Origin of the sequence: Neoroseomonas eburnea, from assembly GCF_018129005.1 — a bacterium.
GTDB lineage: Bacteria > Pseudomonadota > Alphaproteobacteria > Acetobacterales > Acetobacteraceae > Neoroseomonas > Neoroseomonas eburnea.
Genome location: NZ_JAAEDL010000058.1, coordinates 1 through 16,134, shown reverse-complemented (window position 1 = coordinate 16,134; position 16,134 = coordinate 1). Strand labels below are relative to the sequence as shown.

At 73.0% G+C, this 16,134-nt stretch carries 16 protein-coding genes; 9 read left to right on the top strand and 7 right to left on the bottom strand.

The window, feature by feature from the left end; genetic code table 11:
• The first annotated feature begins 162 nt into the window (after nt 1-162).
• A complete protein-coding gene (locus tag GXW74_RS27065; protein ID WP_211849950.1) occupies nt 163-774 on the top strand; it encodes a hypothetical protein in 612 nt (203 codons plus the stop codon).
• 58 nt (nt 775-832) lie between these two features.
• Here the strand turns inward: GXW74_RS27065 and GXW74_RS27060 are convergent, their stop codons facing one another.
• Together GXW74_RS27060 and GXW74_RS27055 are read right to left on the bottom strand one after the other, a co-directional pair.
• Nucleotides 833-1,996 (bottom strand): pyridoxal phosphate-dependent aminotransferase, encoded by a 1,164-nt coding sequence (locus GXW74_RS27060; RefSeq protein ID WP_211849949.1) that lies wholly within the window; start codon nt 1,994-1,996, stop codon nt 833-835.
• A 73-nt stretch (nt 1,997-2,069) separates the two neighbouring features.
• Nucleotides 2,070-3,482: a gamma-glutamyltransferase gene (locus tag GXW74_RS27055; RefSeq protein WP_211849948.1), complete on the bottom strand. Its 1,413-nt coding sequence runs from the start codon at nt 3,480-3,482 to the stop codon at nt 2,070-2,072.
• Between GXW74_RS27055 and GXW74_RS27050 the strand changes: the two genes are divergently transcribed.
• The 7 genes from GXW74_RS27050 to GXW74_RS27020 all read left to right on the top strand — a co-directional run bounded on the left by GXW74_RS27050 (nt 3,442) and on the right by GXW74_RS27020 (nt 10,465).
• Entirely contained in the window at nt 3,442-4,848 is a 1,407-nt protein-coding gene (locus tag GXW74_RS27050; protein ID WP_211849947.1) for a M48 family metalloprotease, read from the top strand. The two genes, GXW74_RS27055 and GXW74_RS27050, sit on opposite strands and share 41 nt — an antisense overlap.
• Nucleotides 4,848-5,582 carry a DsbA family protein gene (locus GXW74_RS27045; RefSeq protein ID WP_246524244.1) on the top strand — a complete coding sequence of 245 codons (735 nt, stop codon included), beginning with the start codon at nt 4,848-4,850 and terminating at the stop codon, nt 5,580-5,582. The genes GXW74_RS27050 and GXW74_RS27045 overlap by 1 nt, the downstream gene beginning before the upstream one ends.
• Nucleotides 5,579-6,400 carry an MBL fold metallo-hydrolase gene (locus GXW74_RS27040; RefSeq protein WP_211849942.1) on the top strand — a complete coding sequence of 274 codons (822 nt, stop codon included), beginning with the start codon at nt 5,579-5,581 and terminating at the stop codon, nt 6,398-6,400. Before GXW74_RS27045 ends, GXW74_RS27040 begins: the two co-directional genes overlap by 4 nt.
• A 530-nt stretch (nt 6,401-6,930) precedes the next feature.
• A complete protein-coding gene (locus GXW74_RS27035) occupies nt 6,931-7,911 on the top strand; it encodes a M14 family metallopeptidase (RefSeq protein ID WP_211849941.1) in 981 nt (326 codons plus the stop codon).
• A gap of 185 nt (nt 7,912-8,096) precedes the next feature.
• Nucleotides 8,097-8,987, top strand: a complete 891-nt coding sequence (locus GXW74_RS27030) for a fumarylacetoacetate hydrolase family protein (protein WP_211849940.1) — start codon at nt 8,097-8,099, stop codon at nt 8,985-8,987.
• A 5-nt stretch (nt 8,988-8,992) separates the two neighbouring features.
• The gene (locus GXW74_RS27025) at nt 8,993-9,649 is read left to right on the top strand and encodes a polysaccharide deacetylase family protein (RefSeq protein ID WP_211849939.1); all 657 of its coding nucleotides are present in this window, start codon (nt 8,993-8,995) and stop codon (nt 9,647-9,649) included.
• 39 nt (nt 9,650-9,688) lie between these two features.
• Nucleotides 9,689-10,465 (top strand): hypothetical protein, encoded by a 777-nt coding sequence (locus tag GXW74_RS27020; RefSeq protein ID WP_211849937.1) that lies wholly within the window; start codon nt 9,689-9,691, stop codon nt 10,463-10,465.
• 378 nt (nt 10,466-10,843) lie between these two features.
• On the opposite strand, the gene dctP is transcribed toward GXW74_RS27020, so the two are convergent.
• Entirely contained in the window at nt 10,844-11,812 is a 969-nt protein-coding gene (dctP, locus tag GXW74_RS27015; RefSeq protein WP_211849936.1) for a TRAP transporter substrate-binding protein DctP, read from the bottom strand.
• A complete protein-coding gene (locus GXW74_RS27010) occupies nt 11,809-12,462 on the bottom strand; it encodes a NeuD/PglB/VioB family sugar acetyltransferase (RefSeq protein WP_211849935.1) in 654 nt (217 codons plus the stop codon). Before GXW74_RS27010 ends, dctP begins: the two co-directional genes overlap by 4 nt.
• 109 nt (nt 12,463-12,571) lie before the next feature.
• Here GXW74_RS27010 and GXW74_RS27005 point away from each other — a divergent pair, with 109 nt between their 5' ends.
• The gene (locus GXW74_RS27005) at nt 12,572-13,189 is read left to right on the top strand and encodes a Tat pathway signal protein (RefSeq protein ID WP_211849933.1); all 618 of its coding nucleotides are present in this window, start codon (nt 12,572-12,574) and stop codon (nt 13,187-13,189) included.
• A 144-nt stretch (nt 13,190-13,333) separates the two neighbouring features.
• On the opposite strand, the gene GXW74_RS27000 is transcribed toward GXW74_RS27005, so the two are convergent.
• From GXW74_RS27000 to GXW74_RS26990, 3 genes are all read right to left on the bottom strand, one after another.
• Entirely contained in the window at nt 13,334-13,942 is a 609-nt protein-coding gene (locus GXW74_RS27000) for a glutathione S-transferase family protein (protein ID WP_211849932.1), read from the bottom strand.
• A gap of 81 nt (nt 13,943-14,023) precedes the next feature.
• Nucleotides 14,024-14,254, bottom strand: coding sequence for a hypothetical protein (locus GXW74_RS26995; protein WP_211849930.1), 231 nt, complete (start codon nt 14,252-14,254; stop codon nt 14,024-14,026).
• Entirely contained in the window at nt 14,251-15,879 is a 1,629-nt protein-coding gene (locus GXW74_RS26990; RefSeq protein WP_246524243.1) for an electron transfer flavoprotein-ubiquinone oxidoreductase, read from the bottom strand. Before GXW74_RS26990 ends, GXW74_RS26995 begins: the two co-directional genes overlap by 4 nt.
• Nucleotides 15,880-16,134: the final 255 nt, after the last annotated feature.

Here is a 16,134-nt window from a genome sequence, read left to right as displayed (position 1 = left end):
GGCTCCGGCGTCCGGCGCGGGGGCGGCTCCGGCGTCCGGCGCGGGGGCGGCTCCGGCATCGGGCGGAGGGGCCGCGGGCGCGGGTGCCGGTGCGGGCGCCGGCGGCAAGCCGCCCGACCCGCCGGCCGGACCATGACCGGGCAACGGAGGGGCTGACAGGCGATGGACACCGCTGCGACGCGCGGCACGCTCCACCTCGATTGCCACCCGAACAAGGTCGGCGACGCCTTCGTCTTCGCCTACCGGGCCGCGAACCAGTCCTCCGTCGCGCTCTTCGTCATGGACGCGATGCCGAGCGTCGATCCCGGGACCCATGCCGTGAGCGCCGACCCGAACGCCGCCGTGGTCATCCTGCGCCCGGACGGGGTCGTCATGCTGGGGAAGTTCATCGCGCCGCTGCCGCAGGATCGCGTGCTGCTCGCGCCCGACCTGCCGCTCTGCGTGCGGCTGGAACCCGGCCAATCCATCGAGCGCGAATTGCGCGTGCCGCTGCCCTTCGCCGAGACCAGCCCCTATTTCCCCGAGCTGCGCCTGCGGGACTACGCGCTTGCCGAGGTCGCAGGCGTTGCCTTCGCCATCGGCTTCTTTCCCGCGGACACCCGCGGACTCTACGCCGCGCCGGCCGCCTATGCGCCGGAATACCTCGTCCTTGCGCCGACCGTGGCGCCGGTGGTCGCCGGCCTCGCCTGGCAGCGATTGCCGGTGAAGAGGCTCGAGATCCTCCGCCGCAAGGACGACTTCCCGCGCGAGATCAGGTCGCACGAGGGATTGTGAAGGCTCGCCCGCCGCGCCGATGCCCGCGGGCGCGGATCCTTCCCTCCGTGTGCGCGGGTCAGCGCGCGAGCCAATCCTTCAGCCGGCGGGGCGCGACCGCCATGTCGGCCTCGGTGCCGCAATAGGAGAAGCGCAGGAACCGCGCCCCGCGGCCACGGTCGAAGTCGAGCCCCGTGGTCGCCGCGATGCCTGCCTTGTCCAGCATCTCGGCGCAGAAGGCCGCGCTGTCGTTGGTCAGGTGGCCGACGTCGCACCACAGGTAGAAGGCGCCGTCGGCCGCCGCGATATTGGTGAAGCCCGCCTTCGGCAGCCCGTCCAGCAGGGCGGCCCGGCTGCGGGCATAGGCGGCCTTGTTGGCCTCCAGTTCCCCGGTGCAGTCCATCGCGGCTTCCGCCGCCACCTGCGCGACATGCGGCGCGCTGATGAACATGTTCTGCGCTAGGCATTCCACCGGCCGCACCAGGTCCTCCGGCAGCACCAGCCAGCCGATGCGCCAGCCGGTCATGGACCAGTATTTCGAGAAGGAATTCACCACCACGGCGCTGTCGCTGAAGGCCGCCGCGGTGCTCTCGGCCACCGTGCCCCAGGTGAGGCCGTGGTAGATCTCGTCGCTGATCAGCCGCACGCCGTTCGCGTGGCACCAGCGGGCGATGGCGGCAAGTTCCTCCGGCGCCAGCATGGTGCCTGCGGGGTTGCAGGGGCTGGCGACGATCAGCCCCTCGGGGCGCGGATCCAGCCGTTCCAACATGGCGAGCGTCGGCTGGAACCGCGTCGAGGCATCGCAGGGCAGCAGCACCGGCACCATGCCGAGCGCGGTCAGGATGTTCGCATAGGGCGGGTAGAAGGGCGCGGCCATCGCCACGCGGTCGCCCGGGTCGAAGGCGGCGAGGAAGGCCAGCGGAAAGGCCCCCGAGGCGCCGACCGTGACGGCGATGCGCGCTTCCGGCACCTCGGTGCCGTAGTGCTCGCGATAGTGCCGCGCGATGCGCGCGCGCAGCGAGGCAAGGCCGAAGGCCTCCGTGTAGCCCATCGGCGCGCCGGCCTGCAGGGCGCGGATCGCCGCCTCCGCAGCGCCGCGCGGGGCGCCGGTGCCGGGCTGGCCGACCTCCATGCGGATGATGCCGGGCGCGCCGGGCGGCAGGCTCGCGGCACGCGCATTGGCCGCCGCGATCACGTCCATCACCAGGAAGGGCGGGGCGTCCGCCGCCCGGCCGACCTTCATCTGGCGCGCATCCGGAACGATACGGCGGGGCGCACCGGCCCGCGCGCCGGCGCCTGCCGGGGCCCCTCGCGCGTCACCGCGCGAAGCTCCCGATCGCGACGCCGCCGCCGCGCGGGTCCGCCATGCCCGTGCAGGTGGCGGTCGAGGATGGCGCGTAGCCCGGGCAGGAGATCACCATTCCCCGCCCCGGCTCGGGCACGGCGGCGAAGGTCTCGGCGGGCGCCGCGCGGCGCAGCGCGGCGGCAAGGCTCGCCCCCGCCGCGGCCCCGGCGGCCTGCTGCCCGGACCCCGCCGTGGCGGCACGGAAGCCGCGCATGTCCCGCCCCGTCGCCAGCGCGACGGCGAGCGGCGCCGGCGGCACCGAGCCCAACCCCGGCGCCGCGCCCAGCAGGATGCCGGTGTCGGCCACCACGCGGCCGGTGCCGAAGAGGTTGTTCATCGAGAAGGCGCAGGTCACCGCGTTGCCCTCCGGGTCCAGCGTGACCAGGCCGGCGGAGGCCCCCACCATGCCGGAGCCGTAGGGTGGCGCCTGCCCGGCCATCGCCGCCTGGAAGGCCTGCGCGGTCCCGGCGCCGCCATCGGCCGAGGCCGGCAGGAAGAAGGCGTTGTCGATGCCGGAAGCGACGCGCACCGCGTCCATCACCTCGGCGCGGGAGGCACGCAGCTCGCCCGCGGTCAGCCCGCCGCCGGCGGCGAGCGAGCCTTCCTCGAGCCGGGTGGCGAGGCCGCCCTGGTACATCTCACCGACGCCGCCGGTGCGCAGTTGCGCGAGCGTCGCGCCGAGGTCGAGCTGGGTCATCCGCTCCCCGGCACGCAGCGGCCCGCCGCCCGGCGCGCCGAAGACGCGCCGCGCCTGCGGGTCGTTGAGCAGCGGCGCGGCGACGACGGCGAGGTCGTCGGCGAAGACGCGGCTCACCTCGGTGCCGAAGCGCGCGAGATCCTCGGCCGGGCGGACAAGCTGCTCGAAGCGCAGCCGCCCGCCGCGGGTGTGCAGAAGGAACAGGCCGCGCGCCATCAGCGGCACCGCCGCCGGGCGATCGACCCCCTGGGGCAGGCCGGCGCGGCTGCCTGCCGGGAAGACCACCGCCTGCACCTCCCGGCGGGAGGCGCTGTAGACCAGGCAGGCGCCGCCGCCGCCGAGTCCGGCGCGGGAGGGCAGCGTCACGGACATGGCGAAGGCCCCGGCCACCGCCGCATCCACCGCCGAGCCGCCGGAGGAGAGGATCTCCCGCGCAACGATCGCCGCGCGCGGCTCCTCCGCCGCCGCGCCGCCGACGAAGCCGGTGACGTGGCCGGGCGTGCCGAGCGGGACCTGGGGCCGGCTGATGAAGCTCGGCGTGATCGAACTGACAAACGAACACCCCGGCAGCAGCGCGGCCAGCGCCAGCAGCCAGGGCGCGCGGCGGCGCTTCGGGGCCGGGGCGGAAGGCGGTAGGGTGGCCGGCATGCGGAAGGCGCTGGTCGTCCTCGTCGTCCTGGTCCTCATGCCGATCGTGCTCGCCTTCCCTTCCGCGCAGCAGGTGCCGCAGCGTGTCGTGACCATTCGCGATGCGGAGACCGAAGCCCTGGTGAGGGCCGTGGCGCATCCCCTGTTCCGGGCCGCCGGCCTGGACCCGGCCGCCATCCGCATCACGCTCCTGCAGGCCTGGGCCATAAACGCCTTCGTCACGACCGGCAACCGGCTCTTCATCCACACCGGGCTGATCCAGCAGACGGAGAGCGTCGCCGAATTCGCCGGGGTGATCGCTCACGAGGCCGGTCACATCGCGGGCGGCCATGTCAGCCGCCTGCCGGAGGAGCTGCGCGCGGCGATGCTCCGCCAGGCCGCGGCGATGCTGCTCGGTGGAATTGCCGCCGTCGCGGGCGGCGGCCGCGGCGCGGGGGAGGCCGGCATCGGCATCGCCATGGCCGGGCAGAATGCCGCCATGCGGGAGCTCCTCGCCCATACCCGGGCGCAGGAGCAGGCGGCCGACCAGGCGGCGATCGGCATGCTGGCGCGCGAGGGCTGGTCGCCGCTCGGCCTGGCGCGGCTGCTCGAACGGCTGCAGGACCAGGAAAGCCTTCAGGTTTCGCGCCAGGATCCCTACCTGCGGACCCATCCGCTGTCGCGCGACCGGCTCGATTTCGTGCGGGAGGAGGCGGCGCGGATGGGCGGGGCGGAACGCGCACCGCCGCCCGCCATCGAGGCGCGCTACGCCATGGTCCGCGCCAAGCTGGACGGCTTCCTCGACCGCCCGGAGATCACGTTCCGGCGATATCCGGCGACCGATGCCTCCGCCCCGGCGCGCTACGCGCGGGCGATCGCACTGCACCGCAGCGGGCGGCGGGCGGAGGCCGTGACCCTGCTCGACGGGCTGATCCGAGAGCACCCTTCCGACCCCTACCTGCATGAGCTCAAGGGCCAGGTGCTGTTCGAGGGCGGGCGGGTGCGGGATTCGCTCGGCCCCTACGCCACGGCGGCGCGGCTCGCGCCGCAGGAGCCGCTGATCCGCATTGCCCATGCCCGTGCGCTGGTCGAGCTCGGCGACCCCGCATCGCTGCGCCGCGCGGCGCAGGAGCTCGATTCGGCCCTGGCGCGGGACCGCGAGGACGCCGCCGCCTGGCGACTGCTCGCCACCGCGCGGGGGCGGGCAGGGGACAGGGCGGCGGCCGACCTCGCCCTCGCGGAGGAGGCGATGCTGTCGAGCGACTTCGCCGCCGCCCGCATGCTCGCCCTGCGCGCCGAGCCGCGTCTGCCGCCAGGCCCTTCCCTCCAGCGGGCGCGCGACATAGTTGAGGCATCCCGACGGGAAAACCTGTCGCCCGAGATGCGGGCGGCCGAACGAGAGGCGCGCCGGCGCCGGGAGCGATGATGAGACGAGCCTTCCTGCTGGCCGCGGCCGGCATCGTGACGGGCGGGCGCGCCATGGCGCAGGCCTTCACCGATGCGCAGCGGGAGGAGATCGTCTCCATCCTGCGCGAGGCGCTGCGCCGCGATCCTTCCATCCTGCGCGACGCCATCGGCGCCATGCAGGCCTCCGAGGAGCGGGAGCGCGAGGGCGCCCAGCGCACCGCCATCGCCGCCAGCCGCGACGCGCTGTTCAACGACGCCGCCGACCCGGTGCGCGGCAACCCGCGCGGCGACGTGACCATCGTCGAGTTCTTCGACGTGCGCTGCCCCTACTGCAAGCGGCTGCATGCGGAGATGGCGGACCTGCTGCGGCGCGACCGCAACATCCGCGTGGTGATGAAGGACATCCCGATCCTGGGGCCGCAGAGCGTGGTCGCGTCCCGCGCGCTGCTCGCCGCGCAGCGGCAGGGCAAGTATGTCGAGCTGCACGACGCGCTGATGCGCCTGCGCGGGGAACCGACCGAGGCGGTGATCCGCAGCGAGGCGCAGCGCGCCGGCATCGACGTCGCGCGGCTGTTCCGCGACATGGGGGATGCGGCGATCCAGCAGCGGCTCGACGCCAACCTGCGCCTTGCGCGGTCGCTGCAGATCGAGGGCACGCCGGCGCTGGTGATCGGCGACAACCTGATCCCCGGCGCGGTGCCGATGGCGCAGCTCGAGACCCTGGTGGCCGGGGAGAGGCAGCGAAGACGATGAGCATGACCGCCTTCATCTGCGCGACCTGCGGCACGCAGCACGCGCCCTCCGCCACCCCTCCGGCGCGCTGCGCGATCTGCGAGGATCCGCGGCAATGGGTGCCGGCGGGCGGGCAGGCCTGGACGACGATGGAGGCGCTGTCGCGCCGCCACGCCATCGGCTGGCGGGAGGTGGCGCCGGGGCTGCTCGGCCTCGGCGTCTTCCCCGACTTCGCCATCGGCCAACGCGCGCTGCTGGTGCGCACGCCGCAGGGCAATGTTCTGTGGGACTGCGTCGCGCTGCTCGATCCGGCGACCGTGGCGCTCGTGAAGGCGCTCGGCGGGCTGAAGGCGATCGCCGTCAGCCATCCGCATTTCTACACATCCATGGTCGAATGGGCGCGGGCCTTCGACTGTCCGGTCCTGCTGCACGAGGCCGATCGCGCCTGGGTGATGCGCCCCGATCCGGCGATCCGCTTCTGGTCCGGCGAGGCGCAGGAAGTGCTGCCCGGCCTCACGCTGCACCGGCTTGGCGGGCACTTCGCCGGCGGGACGATCCTGCACCGGGCGGAAGGGCCGGGCGCGATCCTGACCGGCGACATCGCGAGCGTCACGCCCGACCGCAGGCACATTTCCTTCATGTGGTCCTTCCCGAATTGGGTCCCGTTGCCGGCGGCCGAGGTGGCGCGCATCGGCGCGGCGCTCGAGGCGCTGGAGTTCGACGCGATCTACGGCGGCTGGTGGGATCGCGTGATGGCGAGCGGCGGCAAGGCGGCGGCGCGGGACAGCGTCGCGCGCTACATCCGCGCCCTGGCGGGACCGGAGCCGCTCGCACCGTGAATGCCGCGCTGGCGCGACGCTTCGTGGCGCGGCAGGTGGAGCGGTGCGCGCGGTGAGGAGCCGCCCTGGACGGCCGCGAGGGCGGATCACCCCCAGGTGCTGGGCAACTGGCCGGTCGCCGGGTGCCAACGGCATTTCGGCCCCTGGCGAGGGATGAGGGGGCGGAACCTCCGTCGACAACCGGGCTGTCCCGGTGCTTCCCGTGACGTTTCCCGCACGCACGCCGGAGGTCTTCCGGTCTGTGATCCTTGTCACGCCGTGGCATGCCCGCCGCGATGCCGCGCGGCGCGAGCGAAGCACGCGCGTCCCCGACATCGCAGCAGAAATCCGGTGCCCACTTGCAACTGCGAGCGATCCGCGCTGTCGGCGCGGCACGCATCGCGGGTTCATGCCTCGTGCGCCGCCCGATGGACGAGGCGTGGCGCACGTATACACTGTAACCATGAGGCGAGCGCTGGCGGGCGATGTACCTGTGGGGCAAGCTGCGGTGGGTTGGCTCGCCGGGAGGCGGCGGCCCGCGCGGGTGTCCCATGCGTGAGCAGCGCGACGCGCCGCGGCGGCCATCGACGCTGCCGGTCTTCCCGGTCAACATCGCCGTGCCCGACATCCGGCGCTGGATCGCCGGCAATTGCGGCATTTCCGGCGCCTGGTCGTTCGTCGCCAAGGCGGCCGGGCCACATGTGGCGATCACCGCGATCGTGCATGGCAACGAGATCGCCGGCGCGGTCGTGCTCGATCGTCTGCTGCGCGCGGGGCTGCGGCCGGCGCGCGGGCGGCTTTCGCTGGTGTTCGGCAACCTCGACGCCTTCCAACGCTTCGACCCGGCCGATCCCACCGCGACACGCTTCGTCGACGAGGATCTCAATCGCGTCTGGGACCGCGAATTGCTCGAAGGCCCGCAGCGCTCGGCCGAGTTGCGGCGCGCGCGGGAATTGCGGCCGCTGATCGATTCGGTCGACGTTCTGGTCGATCTGCATTCGATGCTCTGGGCGTCCGAGTCGCTGATCCTGACCGGGGAACCGGAAAAGGCCGCACGTTTCGCGCTGTCGATCGGCGTGCCGCGCATGGTGGTCGCCGACAGCGGGCATGTGGGCGGTCGGCGGCTGATCGACTACGCGCGCTTCGCCGCACCCGACACCGAGCCGACGGCGGTGCTGGTGGAGGCGGGCGACCATTGGGAACCGGAGACGGTGGCGCGGATGGAGCAGACCTGCGCCCGGGCGTTGCGCGGGCTCGGTGCCGTCGCCGAGGATGCGCCGCTGGCCATGATCGAGCCCGTCCCGCCGCCGCGCCGTGCGCGCGTGACGCATACCGTCACGGCGGCGACGCGCAGCTTCACCTTCGTGCGCGATTTTCGCGGCGGCGAGGTGATCCGCCGCCGCAACACGCTGATCGCGATGGATGGGGAGGAGGAGATCCGCACCCCGCATGACGACTGCCTGCTGGTGATGCCGACGCCGATGGTGCCGCGCGGGCATACGGCGGTGCGGCTGGCGCGCTTCCTGGACTGAGGCCGGCCCTGTCCCGTGGGCGGCGGCTCCGCCAAGGCGTCCTTCGCAGCAGGCGGCGATGGGTGGGCAGGCGGGCGCCGGACTTCCCAAGCGGGCTCTCAGCCCCAGGCGGCCAGGCATGACGGGGGCTTGCGCCTGCCGGCCCGGCGCGCTTGCGTGGCGCCACTGAATCCAGGGGAACGTCCATGGCCTTCTTGCGACTGATCACCTTCGCCGATGCCGCGGGCAGCCGCGCCGGCGTGCTGCTGGAAGGCGGGCGCGTGCTCGACCTCGGCGCCGCCATGCCGCCCGCGCGCGACATGGTCGCGCTGATCGAGGCCGGGCCCACGCTGCTGACGCAGGTTCGCAGCCTGGCGGCGAACCCGCCAGCCGCGGCCGTGCTGCCGCTCGCCTCCGTCGCGTTGCAGGCGCCGATTCCCCGCCCGCGCCGCAACGTCTTCTGCGTCGGGCGCAACTACATGGATCATGTGGCGGAAGGCGACCGCACGCGCGGCGTCACCCAGTCCGAGGTGCCGAAATACCCGCAGTTCTTCACCAAGGCCGCCGACACCGTGATCGCGCCGGGCACGCCGGTGCCGAGCCATGCGGAGGTGACGCAGTGGCTCGACTACGAGGTCGAGCTCGTCGCCGTCATCGGCAAGGCCGGCGCCGATATCCCGAAGGAGAAGGCGCTCGACCACGTCTTCGGCTGGACCATCGGCAACGACGTCACCGGGCGCGACCTGCAGCGTCGGCACGGGCAGTGGTTCAAGGGCAAGTCGCTCGACCGGTCCTGCCCGATGGGGCCGGTGATCGTGCCGGCGGCGGACCTCGACGCCGCCGACCTCGCGATCGGGCTGAAGATCAACGGCCAGCAGCGCCAGTCGTCCCGCACCAGCAAGATGATCTTCGACGTGAGGGAGATCATCCACCAGCTCTCCGCCGGCTTCACCCTGCTGCCCGGCGACGTGATCATGACCGGCACGCCGGAAGGCGTCGGCTACGCCATGCAGCCGCCGCAGACTCTCAAGACCGGCGACGTGATGGAGCTGACGATCGAAGGCATCGGCACGCTGACCAACGCGATCGGCGACTGACTGCGGTGGTCGAGGTCTGCCTCACCTTCGACAACGGCCCTGAGCCGGAGGTCACGCCCGGCGTGCTGGCGGTGCTCGCGCGCCGCCGCATTCCGGCGATCTTTTTCGTCATCGGCTCCAAGCTGCGCGATCCCGCCGCGCGCGCCTGCGCCGAGCGCGCGCAGGCCGAGGGCCATGCCATCGGCAACCACACGCTGACGCACGGCGAACCGCTCGGCCGCCGCGGCGCGACGGAGGCGGTCGCCGAGATCGCCGAGACCGACCGGCTGATGGGCGCGCTGCACGGGCCGGACCGGCTGTTCCGCCCGAATGGCGGCGGCGGGGCGCTCGGGCCGCACCTGCTGAACCGCGCCGCGGCGGACCACCTGGTCGCGCAGCGCCACACGGTGCTGCTGTGGAACGCCGTGCCCGGCGACTTCCGCGACCCCGATGGCTGGGTCGCCACCGCGCAGGCCATGCTGGACGGCGCGCGCGAGACCGCCGTGCTGGTGCTGCACGACCTGCCGAACGGGGCGATGCGGCATCTCGACCGCTTCCTGGGCGCGGCGGAGCAGGCCGGCGTGCGGTTCGGCGCCGCGCCGCCGGAGATCTGCGTGCCGCTGCGCCGCGGCGTGGCGGGGGCGGATTTCGCGCGCCATGTTGCCGCTTCCTCGACGGCCTGAAGTCACGCCTTCTCAACGGGGCGGCGCGAGGCTCGCGGCATGGTCGCGATCACTTCCGGCATGACGCCAATGTCCACCCCGCTCGCACCCCTCGCGGAGGCGGCGAGGGCCGCGACGCCCGAAGCCGCGGCCGTCGAGGCCCTGGAGGCTGCGGTCGGGAGGCAGGGCAGCGCCTTCTCGGCGCAGGAGCTGGAGCGCCTGATGGCTGTCATGGCGCCGCGCGCCCAATCGGCCGGCGCTGGCGGGGAATACGCCGGAGCCTGTGCGGGCATGGCCGGCGCACTGATGCAGGACATCGCCTCGACGCGTGCCGGCGGCCAGGATGGCGTACTTCTCGTCTTCGACAGCGGCGATGGCTCGGGTGGGATGTTGGCCATGAGCCGGGCGGACCTCGCCGCCGCCCTGGCCTCGGACGATCCCGGTTCGCCCGGCACCGTGACGACCAACGACGGCGTCACCGTCCATTTCCGCGACCTGGTCCGCAGGACCCTCGGCCTGGCTGGGGCGGGGGATGAGGTGGACGCCACGGCGAAGTCGGGCGGCATCGGTATCGCGACGGTCTCGAACAAGGACCGTATCGCCGCCGCCATCGCGCAGATGCTGGCGGCGACGGCGGGGGACGATGCCGACGCCGATACCGATCCCGACGAGGCCGGCGTCCGGGCCGAGCAGGATCGGCAGCCGCCCGCCACCGCCATCGCCGGGCCGTTGACGGACTCCGAGGATGGCGTGCGTGTGAGGATCCTGGGCTTTCCGGCGGACCCATCCGCGGCGTCCGTGGGCGAGGATGGGCGTCTCATCGATCTGCACGTCTGATGCCGGCGGCCGCTATTCACGACCGCCGGTATCGGCCGTTTCGTGCCCTCAGGCGTCGGACACGAACCTCCGCCTTGCTTGGCTGCGCCGGACCGGCGGCGGGCCGCATTCCGGACCGCCGGTCACGTTGCAAGGCTACGTGACCGGGTGCCCGTCGCGGCCTCGGCGCGAGGCAAGAACTCGTGCCGCTGGCATGAAGCCAGCCCGCCTTGGGGGCCGATCTGATGTCGCTGTCCTGGCAGGCGCGCCGTCGGTCGCTGGCGCAGGGCCGATCCTGGAGCCGATCCCGATCAGGTGGAATTGCCGGATCGGGTGAAGATGCTCGCGAGAGCAGGAGCCTAGAGTGGTTGCCGTGGGCCGAGGCGAACGGAAACCGCTCTAGGCGGCCGCGAAGGCCGCCAGGATCGATCGCCCCGCTTCACCCGCCCGTGCCTTCCATGCCTCGGTCGACGCCTTGGACGCATCGCGCAGCGCCACCTGCAGCGCCGCATCGGGTCGATGGATGCCGACCTGGTTCTCGCGCATCACGCGGTGATTGGCTTCGAGCCGGCCGATGATCGCCTGCCATTGCCGGGCCTCGGTTTCCGCACCGGCCTGCAGTACTGCCTCCCGCTGCGCCGGCGCGAGCGCGGCGAGGCGCGCGCCGGAGGCGAAGGCGAGCGAGACCGGCCAGGCGTAGTTCAGCTCGGTGAAGTTCGGCAGCCAGCGCCACAGCCGCCGCCCCGCGCCGCCATCGCCCGAGGACAGCACGGCATCGAGCGTACCGGCTTCGAGCCGCGCATCGACCTCGCCGAAGGAGAGCACCTCGGCGATCGCGCCGGCGGCGCGCAGCACCTCGGTGCCCGTGGCGTCGTAGGTGCGCACGCGCAGGCCGCGCAGATCGGCGGGCGTGCGCACCGGCTGGCGCGTCCACAGGCCCGAGGGCGGCCAGGGCGTCGTCCACAGCAGCGTCGCGCCATGCTTGCCCAGCGCCGCGACGTAGTGCGGCCGCGCCAGGTCGCGCAGCCGCGCCGCATCGGCGTGCGAGGCGGTGAGGAAGGGCAGGGAGGAGAGCAGGAACAGCGGATCGACCGCGTTCAACGCGCCGGCGAAGGCATCCACCGCGGCGAAGCGGCCTTCCGCCAGCGCCGTCAGCGCGGCGGCGGAGCGGTAGCCGCCGGGCCCGTCGGTCGCCGCCGTGACCGGCACGCCGCGCGCGGTGGCGATGGCGGCGAAATGCGTCACCCCTTCGCCGGGGATGGAGGTGGCGGGGTATTCGGTCGCGACCGTCCAGCCCGCCGCCTGGGCGCGGGCGGGCAGGGCGGCGAGGGCAGGAGCGGCGAGCAGCAGGCGGCGCGGGAGGGTCATGGCGGCGGGCTCTCCGATCGGAGCAGGGTGGCGGGAACGCCGGCGACGGTCGCGCCGGCGGGAACGTCGGACAGGACAGCGGCGCCCGCGCCGATGATGGCGCCGGCACCGACGGTGACACCAGGGCGGACCACCGCGCCGGCACCGATCATGGCCCCCGCGCCGATGCGCACGCCGCCGGTCAGCACCGCCCCGGGGGCGATGTGGGCGCCTTCCTCCAGCTCGCAGTCATGTTCGACGAGGGCGCCGGTGTTGACCAGCACCAGCCGGCCGATCCGCGCCTCTGGCCCGATGGTTGCGCGCGCCATCACCACCGCGCCTTCGGCCAGCGCCACGCCATGGCCGAGCAGGGCGGCGGGATGAAGCAGCACGGGCAGGGCGAAGCCTGCTGCCCGGAGCCGCGCAGCGGCGGCGAGGCGCAGCCCGTTGTGGCCGATGGCCGGATGGGCGGCGGCGATGCCTGCCCGCAGCAGTTCCGGCAGGTGCGATTCGTCGCCCAGCACCGGCACGCCGAGCACCGCGGCGACGCGCGGCGCCGCATCCACCACCCCCGCCAGGCGCCAGCCGCCATGCGCGCGCAACAGGTCGACCACAGCCTTGCCATGCCCGCCCGCCCCCAGCACCAGGATCGCGGGGTGTTCCGGCTCCATCATCCCTCTCGTTGGCTGCCCGGGGCAGACTACACGGGCGTGCTTCCGCCATCACCTTGCCGCGGCGGAGCCGCTACACTGGCTCCGCAGCCCTGACGGGAGAGACGAGATGCGTTTGCTTGCCGCCCTTGCCGCGCTGATGGCAATGCTCGCGGGCGCCGCGCCGGCGGCGGCGCAGAACCGCTTCTGGCTGCAGAACAACACCGGGCAGACCATCGTTGCGGCGAATGTCTCGCCTTCCCGCATCACCGAATGGGGGCCGAACATCCTGACGCGCGGGCCGCTGCTGCCCGGCATGCAGGTCTGGGTCGAGCCGGGCTTCTCCGACTGCTACCTCGACATCCGCGTCCGCTTCGCCGACGGGACGGAGGATGGGCATCTCGGCGTCCATGCCTGCACGCTGACGCGCATCGCCTTCGGCAGCGACGTGCCGCAGGCCGCGCCGCCGCCGCCGCGGCCCGTCGAGCACCCCAACCCGTCCTTCACCTTCGTCAACCTGAGCGGCGAACCGATCCGCGAGATCTACGTCTCCCTCACCAGCCAGCGGAACTGGGGGGCGGATCGCCTGGGGCCGCGCCAGATCCTGCCGCCTGGGGCTTCCATGCCGATCACGCTGCCGCGCACCGGCGTCTGCACCGCCGACATCCGCATCGTCTACATGGACGGCCGGGTGATGGAGCAACGGAACATCGAGACCTGCTCCATCCGCAGCTTCGCTTGGCGGTAGCCCCACTCCCCGCACAAGGGCCTGTTGATCGTCCGGGACGAAACGGCTGGCGGTCCAGGTGGCCCGGCCACCTGGCGGGGGTGTCGGGGGCGGCGCCCCCGACCGGAGCGCGAGGCGGAGCCTCGCTTCCCCCGCGGCCGCCGTTCAGCCCTCGCGCAGCGCCCGCGCGCGCCTGGCGGCCGGCCGGTCGAGGCAGGCATCGATCCACGCCACCACCTTGGGGAATCGTGCGAGGTCGTACCCGTTCGCCCGTGCGGCATAGAGCACGCAGGCGAGGTTGAGGTCGGCGATGGTGAAGGCCTCGCCCAGCAGGAAGGGCCGCTTCGCGAGTTCGCCCTCGAGCACCGCGAGGCGGAGGTCGAGCGCCTCCTTGCCGGCCGACGCCTCGGCGGGGACGCGCTCGGCCGGCGGCTTGAGGTAGGTATTGTAGCCCCAGCGCAGGACATGGGCCTCGACCTCGGTCGCGGTCCAGAGCGTCCATTGCAGCACGCGCGATTCGTCGTCGCCCGAGGGCATCAGCGGCGCGCCGGCCTTCTTCGCGATGTGCAGGTTGATCGCCAGGCTCTCGAACAGCACCAGGTCGCCGTCCTCGAGCGCCGGGATCTTGTTGTTCGGGTTGATGGCGAGCGGGCGTTCCAGCTTGAAGCCGGACGCGAAGCCGATCGGGACCACCTCGTAGGGCAGCCCTGCCTCCTCGGCGGCCCAGATGCAGCGGAAGGCGCGGGAGCGGGGGATGCCGTGGATGCGCAGCATGTCTTGGAGAATCCTTGCGGTGTCGGGGTCACCGCTGTAGCGCGGCGCGGGCGGGCGGCCCAGGGGCCGGGCCGCGTGGCGTCACCCGCCTGGCGGCGCATCCCGCGCGAGGCTGCGCCCGAGCGTTTCCACCGCACCGTGGAAGCGGCGCAGCAGCAGCACCCAGATCACCAGCAGCAGCGCGGCCCACGGCACGCCGAAGGCCGCCCAGGCCAGCCCCGCGGCGGCCACCCAGCCGAGGCCGAGCAGCACGCCCGCGCGCAGCACGCCGAGGACGGGATGCGCCCCGCGCGGAGCCTCGGGCCCGCTCACATGCCGCCGATGTAGTTCGGCCCGCCGCCGCCTTCCGGCGTGCACCAGTCGATGTTCTGCGTCGGGTCCTTGATGTCGCAGGTCTTGCAGTGCACGCAGTTCTGGGCGTTGATCACGAGGCGCGGCTGGCCTTCCTCGACGCCCACCGCCTCGTAGACACCGGCGGGGCAGTAGCGGCTCTCGGGGCTGCCGAAGGTGTCGAGGTTCACGCCCTTCCAGCGCGACGGATCCTTCAGCTTCAGGTGCGCCGGCTGGTCCTCCTCATGGTTGGTGTTCGACAGGAACACCGAGGAGAGCCGGTCGAAGGACAGCACGCCATCCGGCTTCGGGTAGTCGATCTTCGGCGCGTCAGACGCCTTCTTCAGCACCGCGTGGTCGTCGTGATGCGCCAGCGTCCAGGGCGACTTGCCGCGGGTGATGTACGTCTCGACCGCGGCGTTGATCATGCCGCCCCAGAAGCCGAACTTGGCGAAGCCGGGGCGGATGTTGCGCACCGCCTGGAGCTCGCTCCACACCCAGGACGCCTTCAGCATCGCCGGATAGGCTTCCAGCACCGGCGCGCGGTCCTCGGCCTTCAGCGCCTCGGCGATCGCCTCGGCCGCGACCATGCCGGACTTCATCGAGGTGTGCGTGCCCTTGATCTTCGGCACGTTCAGGAAGCCCGCCGCGTCGCCGATGATGGCACCGCCCGGGAAGACCAGCTTCGGGATGGACTGGAAGCCGCCCTCGTTCAGCGCGCGCGCACCGTAGGCGATGCGCTTGCCGCCTTCCAGCATCGCCTTGACCGCCGGGTGGTGCTTGAAGCGCTGGAATTCCTCGAAGGGGGAGAGCCAGGGGTTGCTGTAGTCGAGCCCGACCACGAAGCCGACGCTCACCAGGTTCTCGCCCAGCATGTAGAGCCAGGACCCGCCATAGGTGTCCTTCGGCAGCGGCCAGCCGGTGGAATGCCAGATCAGGCCCGGCGTGTGCTTCTCCTTCGGGATCTCCCACAGCTCCTTGATGCCGAGGCCGAAGGTCTGCGGCTGCACGCCCTCGCGGAGGTTGTAGGTCTCGAACAGCTTCTTGGTCAGCGAGCCGCGGCAGCCTTCGGCGAACAGCGTGTAGGTGGCGCGCAGCTCCATGCCCGGCTGGTAGTTGGGGCCTTCCTCGCCGTCCTTCGTGATGCCCATGACGCCGGCGACGACGCCCTTCACCTGACCGTCCTCGATGATGGTCTCGGAGGCGGCGAAGCCCGGATAGATCTCGACGCCCAGCGCCTCGGCCCTGGCGCCGAGCCAGCGGCACACATTGCCCAGGCTGACGATGTAGTTGCCGTGGTTGTTCATCTGCGGCGGCGTCGGCAGCTTGTACGCCTTGGTCGCCGTCAGCAGCATGAAGCGGTCGTCCTTGGCGGGGGTCGCCAGGGCCGGCGGGTCGTCGCGCCAGTCGGGGATCAGCTCGTCCAGCGCGCGGGGTTCGAGCACGGCGCCGGACAGGATGTGCGCGCCGATCTCGCTGCCCTTCTCGACCAGGCATACCGACGTGTCCGGCGAGAGCTGCTTGAGGCGGATCGCGGCGGCGAGGCCGGCCGGGCCGCCCCCCACGATCAGCACGTCGAATTCCATGGCCTCGCGCTCTACGGACATGTCCCCGCTTTCTCCTGCTTCACGGGGTCCATGTAGCGGCAGGGCGGGTTGCGCGGAACCCCGCCCGGGGCCGATATGGCGGGGATGGAGCATGAACGGGCGTCCCTGCTCGCGGCCCTGGCGCTGCAGCTCGACTGGGGGGCGGAGGAGGCGCTGGAAGACGCGCCGCCCGACCGCACGGCGCCGCGCGCCGCCGCGCCGGCCCAGGCCCTGGCGGAGGGCGCCGGCGCGCCGCCGCCCGGCCACGGCCTGCCG